The 16,874-nt window shown below is 59.7% G+C and carries 18 protein-coding genes and 1 tRNA gene; 1 reads left to right on the top strand and 18 read right to left on the bottom strand.

Translation table 11 applies throughout. The features are described 5' to 3' along the window. Positions 1–2: 2 nt before the first annotated feature. Positions 3–791, top strand: coding sequence for an anti-sigma factor (locus tag CSE6_RS04175; RefSeq protein ID WP_059439961.1), 789 nt, complete (start codon positions 3–5; stop codon positions 789–791). A gap of 33 nt (positions 792–824) precedes the next feature. Here the strand turns inward: CSE6_RS04175 and CSE6_RS04170 are convergent, their stop codons facing one another. The 18 genes from CSE6_RS04170 to secG form a co-directional block, all read right to left on the bottom strand. After that, a complete protein-coding gene (locus CSE6_RS04170; RefSeq protein WP_034359797.1) occupies positions 825–1,337 on the bottom strand; it encodes a DUF1178 family protein in 513 nt (170 codons plus the stop codon). Between the two features lie 8 nt (positions 1,338–1,345). Next, positions 1,346–1,651, bottom strand: coding sequence for a DUF2818 family protein (locus CSE6_RS04165; RefSeq protein WP_003076486.1), 306 nt, complete (start codon positions 1,649–1,651; stop codon positions 1,346–1,348). A gap of 56 nt (positions 1,652–1,707) precedes the next feature. Continuing rightward, on the bottom strand, positions 1,708–3,201 hold the full coding sequence (gene nuoN, locus CSE6_RS04160; protein ID WP_003064398.1) for an NADH-quinone oxidoreductase subunit NuoN: 1,494 nt from the start codon (positions 3,199–3,201) through the stop codon (positions 1,708–1,710). A gap of 24 nt (positions 3,202–3,225) precedes the next feature. Next, positions 3,226–4,701: an NADH-quinone oxidoreductase subunit M gene (locus tag CSE6_RS04155; RefSeq protein WP_003064396.1), complete on the bottom strand. Its 1,476-nt coding sequence runs from the start codon at positions 4,699–4,701 to the stop codon at positions 3,226–3,228. Between the two features lie 16 nt (positions 4,702–4,717). Next, the gene (gene nuoL / locus CSE6_RS04150) at positions 4,718–6,754 is read right to left on the bottom strand and encodes an NADH-quinone oxidoreductase subunit L (RefSeq protein WP_177340986.1); all 2,037 of its coding nucleotides are present in this window, start codon (positions 6,752–6,754) and stop codon (positions 4,718–4,720) included. Positions 6,755–6,784: 30 nt separating this feature from the next. Beyond that, positions 6,785–7,093 carry an NADH-quinone oxidoreductase subunit NuoK gene (nuoK, locus tag CSE6_RS04145; protein ID WP_003057821.1) on the bottom strand — a complete coding sequence of 103 codons (309 nt, stop codon included), beginning with the start codon at positions 7,091–7,093 and terminating at the stop codon, positions 6,785–6,787. Next, complete coding sequence (locus CSE6_RS04140) at positions 7,090–7,770, bottom strand: NADH-quinone oxidoreductase subunit J (RefSeq protein ID WP_003076492.1); 681 nt, start codon at positions 7,768–7,770, stop codon at positions 7,090–7,092. Before CSE6_RS04140 ends, nuoK begins: the two co-directional genes overlap by 4 nt. A 34-nt stretch (positions 7,771–7,804) precedes the next feature. After that, positions 7,805–8,314: an NADH-quinone oxidoreductase subunit NuoI gene (nuoI, locus tag CSE6_RS04135; RefSeq protein ID WP_003057824.1), complete on the bottom strand. Its 510-nt coding sequence runs from the start codon at positions 8,312–8,314 to the stop codon at positions 7,805–7,807. Between the two features lie 11 nt (positions 8,315–8,325). Further along, complete coding sequence (gene nuoH, locus CSE6_RS04130) at positions 8,326–9,402, bottom strand: NADH-quinone oxidoreductase subunit NuoH (RefSeq protein ID WP_003057825.1); 1,077 nt, start codon at positions 9,400–9,402, stop codon at positions 8,326–8,328. Continuing rightward, positions 9,399–11,516, bottom strand: coding sequence for an NADH-quinone oxidoreductase subunit NuoG (gene nuoG, locus CSE6_RS04125; protein WP_059439941.1), 2,118 nt, complete (start codon positions 11,514–11,516; stop codon positions 9,399–9,401). The genes nuoH and nuoG overlap by 4 nt, the downstream gene beginning before the upstream one ends. Positions 11,517–11,539: 23 nt before the next feature. Beyond that, positions 11,540–12,904: an NADH-quinone oxidoreductase subunit NuoF gene (gene nuoF, locus CSE6_RS04120; protein WP_003064388.1), complete on the bottom strand. Its 1,365-nt coding sequence runs from the start codon at positions 12,902–12,904 to the stop codon at positions 11,540–11,542. Next, on the bottom strand, positions 12,901–13,392 hold the full coding sequence (gene nuoE / locus CSE6_RS04115; protein ID WP_003057829.1) for an NADH-quinone oxidoreductase subunit NuoE: 492 nt from the start codon (positions 13,390–13,392) through the stop codon (positions 12,901–12,903). The genes nuoF and nuoE overlap by 4 nt, the downstream gene beginning before the upstream one ends. Then, the gene (locus CSE6_RS04110; protein WP_059439940.1) at positions 13,389–14,642 is read right to left on the bottom strand and encodes an NADH-quinone oxidoreductase subunit D; all 1,254 of its coding nucleotides are present in this window, start codon (positions 14,640–14,642) and stop codon (positions 13,389–13,391) included. Before CSE6_RS04110 ends, nuoE begins: the two co-directional genes overlap by 4 nt. A gap of 29 nt (positions 14,643–14,671) precedes the next feature. After that, entirely contained in the window at positions 14,672–15,283 is a 612-nt protein-coding gene (locus CSE6_RS04105) for an NADH-quinone oxidoreductase subunit C (protein ID WP_012837316.1), read from the bottom strand. A 9-nt stretch (positions 15,284–15,292) separates the two neighbouring features. Then, entirely contained in the window at positions 15,293–15,772 is a 480-nt protein-coding gene (locus CSE6_RS04100; protein ID WP_003057832.1) for an NADH-quinone oxidoreductase subunit B family protein, read from the bottom strand. Between the two features lie 22 nt (positions 15,773–15,794). After that, on the bottom strand, positions 15,795–16,154 hold the full coding sequence (locus tag CSE6_RS04095; protein WP_003064381.1) for an NADH-quinone oxidoreductase subunit A: 360 nt from the start codon (positions 16,152–16,154) through the stop codon (positions 15,795–15,797). A 74-nt stretch (positions 16,155–16,228) separates the two neighbouring features. Continuing rightward, positions 16,229–16,313 (bottom strand) — tRNA-Leu (locus CSE6_RS04090). Positions 16,314–16,433: 120 nt separating this feature from the next. Further along, the gene (gene secG, locus CSE6_RS04085; protein ID WP_003064379.1) at positions 16,434–16,829 is read right to left on the bottom strand and encodes a preprotein translocase subunit SecG; all 396 of its coding nucleotides are present in this window, start codon (positions 16,827–16,829) and stop codon (positions 16,434–16,436) included. Positions 16,830–16,874 lie beyond the last annotated feature (45 nt).

Below are 16,874 nucleotides of genomic sequence, written 5' to 3'. Positions count from 1 at the left end.
CAATGACACCCCAGCGCCCCGATGAAGCCACGCTGCATGCCTGGGTGGATGGAGAGTTGCAGCCCGATGCCGCCGCGACGGTGGCGCAATGGCTGGCCGAACATCCCGATGAAGCAGCGCGCATGGCCGCCATTCAGGCCCAGAACGCGGGCCTTCAGGCTCTGCATGCGCAATTGCTCGAAGAGCCGGTCCCGCCCCGGCTCATACTATCCCTGCAAAAGCCGGCGCTGCTGTGGCGCTGGCAACATGCGCTGGCCGCAGGCATCATGCTCAGCGTGGGCCTGGGACTTGGCTATGGTGCAGGCCAGCAAAAATCCGGCTCGCCGCCGGCCGACACGGCCGTGCAGTTGCCAGGCTTTGTCCGCGAGGCAGCTGCTGCCCATGCCGTCTATGTGCCCGAGCAGCGCCACCCCGTCGAGGTCGCGGCACAGCAGCAGGCGCATCTGGTGCAGTGGCTGTCCAAGCGGCTGGGAGTTGCGCTCAAGCCGCCGGTGCTGGAAGCCCAGGGCTTTCATCTCATGGGCGGGCGGCTGCTGCCCGGGGAGACCGGCCAGGCCCGCGCCCAGTTCATGTACGAGGATCAGGCCGGCCAGCGCGTCACCCTGTATGTCTCGGTGCTCAAGCCCGGGACGGCAGCCACCTCCGCCCCTGCCTCCTTTCAATGGAGCAGCGACGGTGCAAGCCATGGCTTTTACTGGATCGATGGCCGGCAAGGCTATGCCTTGAGTGCCTCCCTGCCGCGCGAGCGCCTGCAGACTCTGGCCGACGCGATCTATCAGCAACTGAGCTGAAGCCGCAGGGCGCTGACCGGAAGCGGGGTTGTCTTATTGCAGGCTACCGCTGCCGCCTTCGCCACTGGCCGACTCGGGCAAGGCCAGGGGCAGGACGCCAATGCCCTCTTCCAGCAGCTCCATGGCCTCCTGGGCGCTGGTCTGGCCGCGAATGGCGCGCTCCTCGGTTTCACCGTAGTGAATGCGGCGCGCCTCTTCGGCGAATTTTTTGCCGACGTCCTCGGTATTTTGCGCAACCTGGCGCGACCACTGCATCCAGGCGGCATGCATGGACTGCAGATGTGCCCGCGCCTCGGCGCTGATCTCGGGTACGGCGACGGGAAGCTCCGGCGCTGCGGCAGGAGCCGGTTTCGCAGTCTGGGCAGATTTGGGCGGCTGTGCGCCCAGATTGAGACGGGGAGCACTCAAGCGCTTGGTCACATCACTGTCGCCGCAAACAGGACATTCCACCAGCTTGCGCTGCAGCTGATTCTGAAAATCATCTTCCGAAGCAAACCAGCCTTCAAAGACATGGCCTGCAGGGCAGTGAAGATCAAGCACTTTCATGGCGCCACTCAACCCTTGCGGTGAACCAGATAGCGATAAACGAAGCCGGGAAATGCCAGCGTCAAAAACAGCGTAGCAGTAATGGCATAGAACTCCCAGCCTTGGGGGGATATCTGACCGGCGCGACGCTCCAGCAGCAAGCCCAGGCCGCCCACCAGCAGGTACAGGGCAATCATTTCCAGCAGGCGCACCCACAGCGGCTTGCGACCGGCCATGACGGGGCCGATGATGCCCAGACGCTGGTTGATAAAAGGCAAATTGGCTGCCACAAGGGCAGCCAAGATGATGAGCCAGATAGAGGCGGTTATAGACACAAAGTCATTCCTAGAAAAAGCGATGAGGGCATCAAGCCCTCATCACATTCGTCTTATCAGGAAGCCAGGGCACGCACAACGGCGTCAGCGCACAAGGCCATCAGACCGCCGGGCAGGATACCCAGCAGCAGAACCAGCGCACCGTTGATCGTCAGCACAACGCGTACATCCAGAGGGGCAGACACGCTGGTAGCAGTGATTGGAGCATCAAAGTACATGACCTTGACCACGCGCAGGTAATAGAAGGCGCCGATCAGCGACATGATCACGGCGAACACGGCCAGACCGATGTACAGGCTGCTGCCCGAAGCGACCAGTGCCTGCAGCACGGACAGCTTGGCGTAGAAGCCGACCAGCGGAGGAATACCGGCCATGGAGAACAGGCAGATCGCCATCACGCCGGCGTACAGCGGGCTGCGCTGGTTCAGGCCGGCCAGATCGGCGATCTCTTCGCTTTCAAAGCCTTCGCGGGCCAGCAGCAGGATCACGCCGAAGGAAGCCAGGGCGGTCAGCACATAGGTCACGATGTAGAACATCGCCGAGCTGTAGGCATTTTCGACGGTGGCAGGATCGACCTTGCCGTCCACCACACCCGACATCAGACCCAGCAGCACGAAGCCCATCTGGGAAATCGTCGAGTAAGCCAGCATGCGCTTGAGGCTGGTCTGCTGCAGACCGGCCAGGTTGCCGATGAGCAGCGAGCAGACGGCCAGCACCATCAGCATCTGCTGCCAATCGATGGCCAGCGGCAGCAGGCCGTCCACCAGCAGGCGGATGGTCATGGCAAAGGCAGCCAGCTTGGGCGCGCCGCCGATCAAGGCAGTGATGGCGGTAGGTGCACCCTGGTAAACGTCGGGCACCCACATGTGGAAGGGAACCACACCCAGCTTGAAGGCCAGACCGGCGACCACGAAGACCAGACCGAAGACCAGCACCTGGTGCTTGATTTCACCGGAATTGATGGCCTTGAAGACCTGTCCGATATCCAGCGAACCGGTGGCGCCGTAGAGCATGGACATGCCGTACAGCAGGAAACCGGAAGCCATGGCACCCAGAACGAAGTACTTCATGGCGGCTTCGACGGACACGGTGTGGTCACGGCGCAGAGCCACCAGCGCATAGCTGGACAGTGTCAGCAGCTCCAGGCCCAGATACAGGACCAGGAAGTTGTTGCCGCTGATCATGATGAACATGCCCAGCAGGGCCAGCATGGACAGTGTGAAGAACTCACCGCCGCGCAGCATGTCGCGCTCGGCCGCATAAGGGCGGCCGTAGACCATGGTGATCATCACGGCGATAGTGGCAAAGCACTTGAGCCAGTTGCCCATGGCGTCCGAGACAACCATGTTGCCCCAGCCGTAGAAGGTATTGCCGCTCGCGGCGTACATGCCTTGCATCACCGCCACGACAAGCAGGGTGAGCATGGTCAGAACATAGGTGCCGGTGCGACGGGCGCTCTTGACGCCCAGGTCCACCAAGGCAATGACGCAGGCCATGACCAGGAGAGTGATCTCCGGGTAGATCGCCAGCCAGCTGATGTTGTCAATCATCTCGTGTCTCTCGTTTCAGTCTGGTCAGTTGAGCTTGCTCACAGCCACATGCTTGATGAGCTCTGCCACAGACACATCCATCACATCGGTGAAGGGCTTGGGATACAGACCCATGACCAGCACGGCCGCGGCCAGCAGGCCCAGCACCAGGAATTCGCGGCAGTTGATGTCCTTGAGTTCAGCCACATGGTCGTTGGCCACGGCACCCAGGTACACGCGCTTGTACATCCACAGGGTGTAGGCAGCGCCGAAGATCAGAGCGGTTGCAGCGCCCAGACCAATCCAGAAGTTGTATTGCACGGCACCCAGGATCACCATCCACTCGCCGACAAAACCGGCGGTTGCAGGCAGACCGCAGTTGGCCATGGCGAACAGCAGGGCAAAGGCAGCGAACTTGGGCATGGTGTTGACCACACCGCCGTAAGCGGCGATTTCGCGGGAGTGAACGCGGTCGTACAGCACGCCGATGCACAGGAACATGGCGCCGGACACGAAACCGTGGGCAATCATCTGCACCAGGCCACCGGAGATGCCCAGGTTGTTGAACATGAAGAAGCCCAGGGTCACAAAGCCCATGTGAGCCACGGACGAATAAGCTACCAGCTTCTTCATGTCCTTTTGCACCAGAGCCACCACACCCACATAGATCACGGCAATCAGCGACAGCGTGATCATCAGGCCCGACCACTCATGCGCCGCATCGGGAGCAATGGGCAGAGAGAAGCGCAGGAAACCATAGGCACCCAGCTTCAGCATGATGGCGGCCAGCACGGCGGAACCGCCGGTAGGAGCTTCAACGTGAACGTCAGGCAGCCAGGTGTGGACCGGGAACATGGGCACCTTCACCGCAAAAGCGGCGAAGAAGGCGAAGAAGATCAGCGTCTGTGCGGTACCGGACAGGGGCAGCTTGTGCCAGTCCAGGATCTCGAAGCTGCCGCCCGATTGGGTGTACAGATAGATCAGAGCGACCAGTGTGAGCAGCGAGCCCATCAAGGTGTACAGGAAGAACTTGAAGGCTGCGTAGATCTTGTTCGGACCACCCCAGATACCGATGATCAGATACATCGGGATCAGAGTCGCTTCGAAGAACACATAGAACAGCATGCCATCCAGAGACGCGAACACACCGATCATCAGACCCGACAGGATCAGGAAAGCGGCCATGTACTGGTTGACGCGCTCGGTGATGTTGGTCCAAGAGGCGATCACCACGATGACGGTGATGAAGGCCGTCAGCGGCACAAACCACATGGAGATGCCATCCACGCCCAGGTGGTAGTGGATGTTGAAGCGCTCAATCCAGAGCGCGTTCTCCACAAACTGCATATTGGCAGTCGTGGTGTCGAAGCCGGTGACCAGAGGAATGGTCACCGCAAAACCGATCAGCGCACCGATCAGTGCCAGCCAGCGCACCGCGTTGGCCTGCCCTTCTTTGCTGAAGGCCAGCAGGAGGGCGCCAAAAGCAATCGGCACCCAGATAGAAAGACTCAACAAACCCATTTTTGTTCTTCCCCTACTACTTGTTGAGCCACACGAAGTACGTCATGAGGGCAACGATACCCAGCAGCATGACCAACGCGTAGTGATAGAGATAGCCTGTTTGCAGGCCGCGCACCCACTGACCGAACTTGGCCATGAGCTTCCAGGAGCCGTTCACGATGGCGCCATCGATGATGGCCTGATCGCCGGCCTTCCAGAAGAAGGTACCGAAGGCACGGGAGCCGCGGGCGAAGATGTTCTCGTACACCCAGTCCACGCCGTACTTGCCTTCCAGAACCTGGTAGAGACCAATCTTCTTGGAGAAAGCCATGATGGCGGCAGGAATCTCGGGCTTGACCATGTAGAACACATAGGACACCACCACACCGGCCAGAGCCAGCCAGAACGGTGCAGCCGTGAAGCCGTGCAGTGCCATGGGCACCCAGCCGTGGATCTTCTCGGCCAGTTCGGCCATGGCGCCATGCTTGGAGCCATCGACGTGGATCACGCCCTTGAAGAAGTCGCCAAACAGCATGGGCATCAGCGCAATCGCACCGATCACCACCGAAGGAATGGCCAGCAGCACCAGAGGACCGGTCACCACCAGAGGCGACTCGTGGGGCTTGGCATCATGGCCATGGCCGTGGTCGTCATGACCGTGGTGGTCATCATGGTGGGCATCGGGGTTCTGGTCGTAGCGCTCCTTGCCGTGGAAGACGATGAAGTACAGACGGAAGGAGTAGAAAGCCGTGATGAACACACCGGCCAGAACTGCAAAATTGGCAAAGCCGGCAGCAGGCAGGTTGGAAGCGTGAACCGCCTCGATGATGGCATCCTTGGAGTAGAAGCCCGAGAAGAACGGCGTGCCGATCAGCGCGAGGTTACCCAGCAGGAAGGTGATCCAGGTGATGGGCATGTACTTGCGCACGCCGCCCATCCAGCGGATGTCCTGATTGTGGTGCATGCCCATGATGACGGAGCCGGCACCGAGGAACAGCAGCGCCTTGAAGAAGGCGTGGGTCATCAGGTGGAACACGGACACCGAGTAGGCCGACACACCCAGAGCGATGGTCATATAGCCCAGCTGGGACAGCGTGGAGTACGCAATCACGCGCTTGATGTCGTTCTGGATGATGCCCAGGATACCCATGAACAGCGCTGTGATGGAGCCGATCACCAGGATGAAGTTCAGCGCAACATCCGACAGCTCATACAGAGGAGACATGCGCGACACCATGAAGATGCCAGCCGTCACCATGGTCGCTGCGTGAATCAGCGCGGAGATAGGCGTGGGGCCTTCCATGGAGTCCGGCAGCCAAGCGTGCAGCGGAAACTGTGCCGACTTGCCCATTGCGCCGATGAACAGGCAGATGGCAGTCACGGTCACCAACAGCCAGCCCGTACCGGGCAGCTGGGTGTTCTGGATCTCTGGCAGCTTGGCAAAGATTTCAGAGTAGTTCAGCGTGCCGGTATAGGCAGCAATCAGGCCGATACCCAGAATGAAGCCGAAGTCACCCACGCGGTTGACCAGGAAGGCCTTCAGGTTCGCGAAGATAGCCGTAGGCTTCTTGTAGTAGAAACCGATCAGCAGATAGGACACCAGGCCCACGGCTTCCCAGCCGAAGAACAGCTGCAGCAGGTTGTTGCTCATCACGAGCATCAACATGGAGAAGGTGAACAGCGAGATATAGGAGAAGAAACGGTTGTAGCCGTCATCCTCTTCCATGTAGCCCATGGTGTAGATGTGAACCATCAGCGACACAAAGGTCACCACGCACATCATCATGGCCGTGATGGAGTCGATCAGGAAACCGACTTCCATCTTCAGGCCACCGACAACCATCCAGGTGTAGATGGTTTCGTTGAACTTTGCGCCGTCGAACACGACAGCCTTGAACGTGAGGGCCGACAGAACGAAGGCCAGGAGCACGCTCAGAATCGTCAGGGAACTGCTGCCGGTGCGACCAATCTTGTTGCCGCCAAAGGCCGTGCCCCAGATACCCGCGAGTGCGGAGCCGACCAGCGGTGCCAACGGCACCGCAAGCAGCATGGATGCAGAAAGGGTTTGACTCATTTCTTGAGAACCTTGCAAGTTACGGCGGACTCAACCCTTGAGGGCGTTGAGATCTTCCGCATCGATGCTTGTCTTGTTACGGAACAGCAGCACCAAGATCGCCAGACCGATGGCCGATTCAGCAGCAGCCACTGTCAGGATGAAAAACACGAACACCTGGCCGTGCATGTCGCCCAGATAGCTGGAAAACGCGACAAAGTTCATGTTCACGGCCAGCAGCATCAGCTCGATGGCCATGAGCAAGACGATCAGGTTCTTGCGGTTCAGAAAGATGCCAACCACGGAGAGTGCAAACAGCATGGCACCCAGCGTCAGGAAGTGGCCCAAAGTCAGCGTCATGCTTTTGTCTCCACAGCAGGCGCTGCAGCCGCGGCTTCAGCGTCAGGTTTTTGTGCAGGCTTGGTGCTGTCGACCTTGACCAGCTTGATGCGGTCAGAGGCGCGTACACGAATTTGATCTGCAGGGTTCATGGCCTTGCTGTCCTTGCGCTTGCGCAGCGTCAGGGCAATTGCGGCAATCATGGCCACCAGCAGGATCACGGCCGCAATTTCCACGGGATACAGGTATTCCGTGTACAGCAGCTTGCCCAGAGCCTGTGTGTTCGAGTAAGGAACGGTCTGGCCGGCGGCATTGACCATGGTCGCACCAACAGCCTTGGCGTCTTCGACATCACCGAAACCGCCCATCAGCACCATGCCCATTTCAAAGGCAATCAGCACACCGATCAGGGCGGCGAACGGGAAATGCTTCCAGAAACCGCGGCGCATGGAGTCGATACGGATATCGAGCATCATCACCACGAACAGGAACAGCACCATCACAGCGCCCAGATAGACCAGCACCAGAGCGATGCCGAGGAATTCAGCCTTGAGCAGCAGCCAGATGGCGGCAGCCTGCGAGAAGGCCAGAATCAGATTGAGCACGGCGTGCACAGGGTTGCGAGCCGTGACAACCCGGAAGGCTGCAAACAGCAGCACGACCGAGAACAGATAGAAAAAACCAGTTTTGGCGTCCATGGATCGAATCTTTTCAAGTGATCAAGGAGCCGCTTCAGCGGTACTTGGCATCTGCTGCCTTGTTGGCAGCGATCTCGGCTTCATAACGGTCACCCACTGCCAGGAGCATGTCCTTGGTGAAGTAGAGATCACCGCGCTTTTCGCCGTGGTATTCGAAGATGTGCGTCTCCACGATGGAGTCCACCGGGCAGCTTTCTTCGCAGAAGCCGCAGAAGATGCACTTGGTCAGATCGATGTCATAGCGCGTGGTACGGCGCGAGCCGTCGTCACGCACATCGGACTCGATGGTGATGGCCATGGCAGGGCACACGGCTTCGCAAAGCTTGCAGGCAATGCAGCGCTCTTCGCCGTTTTCGTAACGGCGCAGGGCGTGCAGACCACGGAAGCGTGGCGACTGAGGTGTTTTTTCCTCAGGGAACTGCACCGTGATCTTGCGACGGAAGGTGTAGCGGCCAGTCAGGGCCATGCCCTTGGCCAGTTCCCAGAGCATGAAGCTCTTGAGGAAATCCTTGAAGGAGAAAGGTGTTGCAGCTACTGCAGACATACGTACTCCGCTTATTTCCAGATGTTCCAGGGCGAGTACAGCCAAGCACCCACAACCACCAGCCACACCAGGGTGACGGGAATGAAGATCTTCCAACCCAGACGCATGATCTGGTCATAACGGAAGCGCGGGAAGGTAGCGCGAATCCAGATGAAGCACGACACCACCAGGAAGGTCTTGATCGCCAGCCAGATCCAACCGGGGATGAAACCCAGGAAGTCGAACGGAGGCAACCAGCCGCCCAGGAACATGATCACGGCCAGGATGGAAACCAGCCACATGCTCGCGTATTCGGCCAGGAAGAAGACCGCAAAGCCCATGCCCGAGTACTCGACCATGTGACCTGCCACGATTTCGGCTTCGCCTTCGACCACGTCAAACGGGTGACGGTTGGTTTCGGCAACGACCGAGATCAGGTAGACGATGAAGATGGGCAGCAGGGGCAACCAGTTCCAGGACAGGATGCTCATGCCCATGGATGCGAACTGACCTTGACCCTGGCTCATCACGATGGCCGAGAGGTTCATGCTGCCCGTGACCATGATGACCACCAGGAAACAGAAGCCCAGCGCGATTTCGTAGCTCACCATCTGGGCCGAGGCACGCAGCGCGCCCAGGAAGGCGTACTTGGAGTTGGAAGCCCAGCCCGCAATGATCACGCCATAGACTTCGATGGAAGTGATGGCCATGAGCAGCAGCAGACCTGCATTCACGTTGGCCAGGGCCACATCGGGGGCAAAGGGAATCACCACCCAGGCCGCCAGGGCCGGCATGATGGCCATGACGGGGCCCACATAGAACAGGCCCTTGGCAGCTGCCGTGGGCTGAATCAGTTCCTTGGTCAGCAGCTTCAGGCCGTCAGCCAGAGGCTGCAGCAGACCCGAGGGACCCACGCGGTTGGGGCCCAGACGGATTTGCATGAAACCCAGCAGCTTGCGTTCCCACAGCGTGAGGTAGGCCACGGCACCCATCAGGGGAGCCACGATGGCCACGATACCGAGCAGAATCCAGATGACGGGCCAGGCCACATCGGTCCAGAAAGGAGCGGCGGACAGGCCCGCGCCCCAGGCTTTCAATGCGTCGATCATGCGGCGCCTCCCTCACGAACCTGACGAGCGTCAGCCGTCAATTGCAGCGACGTAGCGCGGCGCACGATGCTGTCGAGCTGGTAAATGCTGGCGACTGCAGGCGCAGTCACATTGCCGGCGGGCACTGCGCTCACGGCCTGGGCCGCGTTGCTCAGCACATTGGCTGGCACTTGGGCAGCGCCGCCGGTAGCCACAGCCAGCACGTCCTGCGACGTCTCATAGTCCACGCCCGGCACACCCATCAGGTTGGCCAGCACGCGCAGCACCTTCCATGCGGGACGCGTGTCGGCCAGAGGCTTGACCACGGCGTGGAAGCTCTGCAGACGGCCTTCGGCGTTGACAAAGCTGCCCGAGGTTTCCGTGAACGGAGCAATGGGCAGCAGCACATCGCTGAATTCCAGATTGGCCTTGAAGGGGCTCAGAGTCACCACCATCTCGGCCTTGTTCAGACCAGCAATGGCGGCCTTGCCAGCAGCGCTGTCGAACTCGGGCTCGTTGTTCAGCAAGATGGCAGCCTTCAGGCCACCGTCAATCATCTGAGCCGCATTCAGACCGTTGCCAGCAGGCATAGCCTTGACCCATTGCGCGCCCACCGTGTTGGCGGCTTCGGTCAGATAGCCCACGGCAGCACCGGTCTGTTCGGCAACCCAGCTGGCCAGAGCCAGCAGTGCAGAAGCCTGAGCATGGTGCGCTGCGGCATTGCCCAGCAGCACGGCCTTTTGCTCGCCGGCCAGCAATGCAGCGGCAATCGCCTTGGCTTCGTCATGGGCCTGACCGGCCACGGGTGCCGAGACACCCTTGGCTTCGGCCACGGCAGCGGCCACATCGGCCAGAGCCTGAGCCCAGTCGCCGGCAGCGACCACCGATGCGTTGACAGGCAAGGCCCAGTCATGGATGCGATCGTTGATGGCGAAGACCTTGCAGCCCTTCTTGGCAGCCTGGCGAATGCGCTGCGCGAACAGCGGATGGTCCTTGCGCAGGTTGGAGCCCACGATCAGAGCCGACTGCAGGTTGCTCAATGCAGCGATGGGCAGACCCAGCCACTGCACGCCTTGCGTGGCAGCGAACTCGGCATTGCGCAGACGGTAGTCGATGTTCTCGCTACCGATGCCGCGCACCAGCTTGCCGGCCAGGAACAGCTCTTCCACTGTGCTGTGAGGGCTGACCAGAGCGCCGATGGCGCTGGCGCCATGGTTGCTCTTGATCTGCTGCAGGCCGTTGGCCACATATTCCAGAGCGGTCTGCCAGTCGACTTCCTTCCACTCGCCGCCCTGCTTGAGCATGGGCTTGGTGAGGCGTTCGTCGCTGTTCAGCGCTTCATAGGAGAAGCGGTCGCGGTCGGCAATCCAGCATTCGTTGACTTCTTCGTTCTCGAAGGGCACAACGCGCATGACCTTGTGGTTCTTGACCTGAACGATCAGGTTGGAGCCTGTGGAGTCATGGGGAGCCACCGACTTGCGGCGCGACAGTTCCCAGGTACGGGCGCTGTAGCGGAAGGGCTTGCTGGTCAACGCGCCCACGGGGCAGATGTCGATCATATTGCCCGACAGCTCGGAGTCCACGCTATCGCCCACCACGGTGGTGATCTCGGAATGCTCGCCACGGTGAATCATGCCCAGTTCCATGACGCCGGCCACTTCCTGGCCAAAGCGCACGCAACGTGTGCAGTGAATGCAGCGGCTCATTTCCTCCATGGAAATCAGCGGCCCCACGTTCTTGTGGAACACCACGCGCTTTTCTTCTTCGTAACGCGAAGAGCTGCTGCCATAACCCACTGCCAGATCCTGGAGCTGGCATTCGCCGCCCTGGTCGCAGATGGGGCAGTCCAGCGGGTGATTGATGAGCAGGAACTCCATCACCGACTGTTGTGCCTTGATGGCCTTCTCGCTCTTGGTGCGCACGATCATGCCCTGCGTCACTGGCGTGGCGCAGGCGGGCATGGGCTTGGGAGCCTTTTCCACATCCACAAGGCACATGCGGCAGTTGGCCGCAATGGATAGCTTCTTGTGGTAGCAGAAGTGAGGAATGTAGGTGCCGGCCTTCTCGGCTGCATGCATGACCATGCTGCCTTCCGTCACCTCGACCTTTTTTCCGTCCAGTTCAATTTCAACCATATGCTTGTCTCGCGATCAGGCGCTCATGCTGCCTGTTTGGAAGCGTTCTGGATCTTCGCTTCGAACTCGTGGCGGAAGTGCTTGATCATGGCGCGAACCGGCATGGCTGCCGCGTCGCCGAGCGCACAGATCGTGCGGCCCATGATGTTCACGGATACCGAGTCCAACAGCTCGATATCTTCCGGACGGCCTTCGCCGTGCTGAATACGGTTCACCACGCGCCACAGCCAGCCCGTGCCTTCACGGCAAGGCGTGCACTGGCCGCAGGACTCGTGCGAATAGAAGTACGACAGACGCAGCAGGCACTCGACCATGTCGCGCGAATCATCCATCACGATCACGGCGCCCGAACCCAGCATGGAGCCGGCCTTGGAGATGGAGTCATAGTCCATCGTGCAGTCCATGATGATGTCGGCAGGCAGCACGGGCGACGAAGAGCCGCCGGGGATCACGGCCTTGAGCTTGCGTCCGGTGCGCACACCGCCGGCCAGCTCCAGCAGCTTGCTGAAAGGCGTGCCCATGGGAACTTCGTAGTTGCCGGGCAGGTTCACGTCGCCGCTGACCGAGAAGATCTTGGTGCCGCCGTTGTTGGGCTTGCCACATTCCAGATAGGCCTGGCCACCGTTGCGGATGATCCAGGGAACGGCCGCAAAAGTCTCGGTGTTGTTGATGGTCGTGGGCTTGCCGTAGAGACCGAAGCTGGCGGGGAATGGCGGCTTGAAGCGGGGCTGACCCTTCTTGCCTTCCAGCGATTCCAGCAGCGCGGTTTCTTCGCCGCAGATATAGGCGCCAAAGCCATGGTGGGCATGCAGCTGGAAGCTGAAGCTGCTGCCCAGGATGTTGTCACCCAGATAACCGGCCGCGCGGGCTTCTTCCAGGGCTGCCTCGAAGCGCTCATAGACTTCGAAAATTTCGCCGTGGATGTAGTTGTAGCCGATGCTGATGCCCATCGCGAAAGCGGCAATGATCATGCCTTCGATCACGATGTGCGGGTTGAACATCAGAATGTCGCGGTCCTTGCAGGTACCAGGTTCGCCCTCGTCGGAGTTGCAGACCAGGTGCTTCTGACCGGGGAACTGGCGGGGCATGAAGCTCCACTTCAGACCCGTGGGGAAGCCCGCACCGCCACGGCCGCGCAGACCGGATTCCTTGAGCGTCGCGATGACCTGATCTTGTGTCAGGCCTTCGCCGCCATCCTTGCCCAGCAGCTTGCGCAAGGCCTGATAGCCGCCGCGTGCTTCATAGTCCTTGATGGACCAGTTGCTGCCGTTCAGATCCGCATAGATCTGGGGGTTGATGTGACGGTCGTGGAAGCAGGTTTCATTGCCGGTCGATGCGAACTTGGCCAGCACGGCATTGGCGGCAGGATTGTTCAGAATCGTGCTCATGCCTTGCCCTCCGCTGCGCGCAGGCCGTCAACCAGCTCGTCGAGCTTTTCATTGCTCATGAAGCTGCACATGCAACGGTCGTTGACCAGCATCACGGGCGAATCGGCGCAGGCGCCCAGGCACTCGGACTGCTGCAGCGTGAACAGGCCATCCTTGGTGGTCTCGCCCATCTTGATGCCCAGCTTGTGCTCCAGGTGGTGCAAGGCCTTGTAGCCGTCGCGCAGCTGACATGGCAGATTGGTGCAGACATTGAGCTTGTACTTGCCAACGGGTTGCTGGTTGTACATATTGTAGAAAGTGGTGACTTCGTGCACCGCAATCTCGGCCATGCCCAGGACTTCGGCAATCACTGCCTCGCTTTCCTGGCTGACCCAGCCCTGCTCCTGCTGCACGATAGACAGGCAAGCCATGACGGCAGACTGTTTCTGGTCAGCCGGATACTTTGCCACCTCACGCGCAAAGCGTTCTCTGGTCGCTTCGGTAATCATCGGTCAACGTCTCCAAACACGATGTCCAGGGTACTGAGCACCATCACGGCGTCAGCCAGCATATGGCCACGGCTCAGTTCATCGAGAGCAGCCATGTGCGCAAATCCTGGTGGACGAATCTTCAGTCGATAGGGCTTGTTGGCACCATCGCTGATCAAATAAATGCCGAACTCACCCTTGGGATGCTCGACGGAAGCGTAAGCCTCGCCTTCGGGAACCTTGAAGCCTTCGGTAAAGAGCTTGAAGTGGTGAATCAGCTCTTCCATGTTGGACTTCATGGCTTCACGGCTTGCGGGCGCAACCTTGTGATTGTCCGTGATCACCGGGCCGGGATTGACACGCAGCCAGTCCACGCATTGCTTGATGATCTTGTTGGACTCGCGCATTTCGGCCATGCGAACCAGATAGCGGTCGTAGCAGTCGCCCGTGGCACCCACCGGAATATCGAAGTCCAGCTTGTCGTAGACCTCGTAGGGCTGGGTCTTGCGCATGTCCCAGGGCAGGCCCGAGGCGCGCAGCATGGGACCGGTCAGGCCCAGATTGATGGCGCGTTCCGCAGACACCACACCGATGCCGACGTTACGCTGCTTCCAGATGCGGTTGTCGGTGAGCAGGGTTTCGTACTCGTCCGCACACTTGGGGAAGCGCTGCGTGAAAGCATCGATGAAGTCCAGCAGCGAGCCCTTGCGGTCTTCGTTCATAGCCTCCATGGAGCGCACATTGCGCACCTTGCTGGCCTTGTACTGGGGCATGCTGTCCGGCAGGTCGCGATACACGCCACCGGGACGGAAGTAAGCCGCGTGCATACGCGCACCCGACACTGCTTCGTACATGTCCATCAGCGCTTCGCGCTCGCGGAAGCTGTAGATCAGGATAGTCGAGCTGCCGGCATCGTTGCCCGAGGAACCCAGCCACATCAGGTGATTCATGATGCGGGTGATTTCCGAGAACATCACACGGATGTACTGGGCACGGACGGGCACTTCGATGCCCATCAGTTTTTCAATGGCCAGGCAGTAAGCGTGCTCGTTGCTCATCATCGAGCAGTAATCCAGGCGGTCCATATAGGGCAGCGACTGGATATAGGTCTTGCTTTCGGCCAGCTTTTCGGTCGCGCGGTGCAGCAGACCGATGTGCGGGTCGGCGCGCTGCACCACCTCGCCATCGAGCTCCAACACCAGACGCAGCACACCGTGCGCTGCCGGGTGCTGCGGACCAAAGTTCAGGGAATAGTTCTTGATTTCAGCCATGGTCTTCCGTCAAAAGGCGACGTGCGCCTTTAGTGCAGGCCTCCGCCGTAGTTTTCTTCACGAATGATGCGCGGCGTGATTTCGCGAGGCTCGATCGTGACGGGCTGGTACACCACACGTTGCTGTTCGGCGTCGTAGCGCATTTCCACGTGACCGGACAGGGGGAAATCCTTGCGGAATGGATGGCCGATGAAGCCATAGTCAGTCAGGATACGACGCAGGTCTTCGTGACCTTCGAACACGATGCCGAACAGATCGAAGGCTTCGCGCTCGAACCAGTTGGCCGAGTTCCAGATGGGGTTGATCGAGGCCACCACGGGGAAGTCGTCGTCGGCGCAGTACACACGCACACGCAGGCGCTGGTTCAGCGTCAGGGACATCAGGTGGGATACAACGGCAAAACGCGGACCGTCCTTGCCGACTTCCGCATAAGTGGAATAGTCCACGCCGCACAGATCCAGCAGCATCTCGAACTGGCAGTCCGGGGCATTGCGCAGAATCTGCATCACGTCCAGATACTTGTCAGCGGATACTTCCACCGTCACTTCGCCATAGGCCAGAGTGACGGAGCGCACCCTGTCACCCAAGGCAGCAGTAACCACATCCCGAAGCTTCTCGGGGTGAATTGCAATTGCAGTCATCTCAGCCCTTTAAACGCGAGCGATGGTGTGGGTACGACGAATCTTCTGCTGCAGCTGGATGATGCCGTAGATCAGCGCTTCCGCTGTCGGGGGGCAACCAGGCACATAGACGTCGACGGGAACAATGCGGTCGCAACCACGCACCACCGAGTAGCTGTAGTGGTAGTAACCGCCACCATTGGCGCAGGAGCCCATGGAAATTACCCAGCGCGGCTCGGACATCTGGTCGTACACCTTGCGCATCGCGGGAGCCATCTTGTTGCACAGCGTACCGGCAACAATCATCAGGTCAGAGTGGCGGGGGCTGGCACGGAACACTTCGGAGCCGAAGCGACCGATGTCATAGCGAGCAGCTGCTGCGTGCATCATCTCCACCGCACAGCAGGCCAGGCCAAATGTCATGGGCCAGATCGACCCTGTCTTGGCCCAGTTCACCACCGTGTCATAACTGGTGGTGACGAAGCCTTCCTTCATCACGCCTTCGATCATCGTGTTTCCTCAGAAAAGCTGCTTATTCCCAATCCAGGGCGCCTTTTTTCCACTCGTAGGCAAAGCCCACGACCAGAATGGCCAGGAAAATCAGGACAGCAACAAAACCCACGCCGCCGACATCTTTGAGTGCGACAGCCCAGGGCAGCAGAAATGCGATTTCCAAGTCGAACAGAATGAACAGGATGGCGACCAGGTAGTAGCGCACATCAAACTTCATTCGAGCGTCTTCAAACGCCTCGAAACCGCATTCGTAGGGGGAGTTCTTGGCAGCATCAGGGCGGTTGGGACCCAGCACGTAGCCGAGCACCAGGGGTACAACACCCACAGCCATGCCAATAAGAATGAACAGAAGAACGGGAAGGTACTGATCGATGTTCATCGAGTGGGCCTTGTTATGAAAACATGCCTCACCGATCACTGCCTGATCAGCAGGGCAGGTTTTTAGTTATGTGTTGGTGCCGTCGGCGAGACTCGAACTCGCACAGCTTTCGCCACTACCCCCTCAAGATAGCGTGTCTACCAATTCCACCACGACGGCTTCGTCTCAAAGTCCGGCAATCCCTGGAACCTTCGTTGCAAAGATTCTGATCCCCAGACAATCCCTAGATTCTAGCCTGAAAAACCCCACTCTTTGGGGTTCTTCAGGATTTTCTCCAAATTATTTCGTTGGGATCTGGGCTGCGCCCTCAGCACCAGCCGCTGGAGCAGCAGGAGGCACGGCTGCATCGCCGGCAGTTGCGGGCGACACATTGGCAGCAGGCGCAGGAGCCGAAACAGGAGCAGCGCCTTCCAGCACACTGCCCGAGCTCACTGGGCGAGCATTGCCCAGATAAGCCAGAGCCAATGTAGCCACGAAGAACACGGTGGCCAGAGCCGCCGTGGAGCGCGACAAGAAGTTGGCGCTGCCCGAGGCGCCAAACAGGCTGCCCGACGAACCGCTGCCAAAGGAAGCCCCCATATCGGCACCCTTGCCGTGCTGCATGAGGATGAGGCCGATCATGCCCAGAGCGGCCAGCATCTGGACCGCGAGAATGACGCTGGAAAAGACGTTCATATCAAAACCTAAAAGTCTGAATCATTGCGCACCACACCGGAGTGC

The sequence above is a fragment of the Comamonas sp. E6 genome (genome assembly GCF_001010305.1).
In the GTDB taxonomy this organism is placed as follows: Bacteria; Pseudomonadota; Gammaproteobacteria; order Burkholderiales; family Burkholderiaceae_C; genus Comamonas; species Comamonas thiooxydans.
This window is presented reverse-complemented; position numbering and strand designations above follow the sequence as displayed.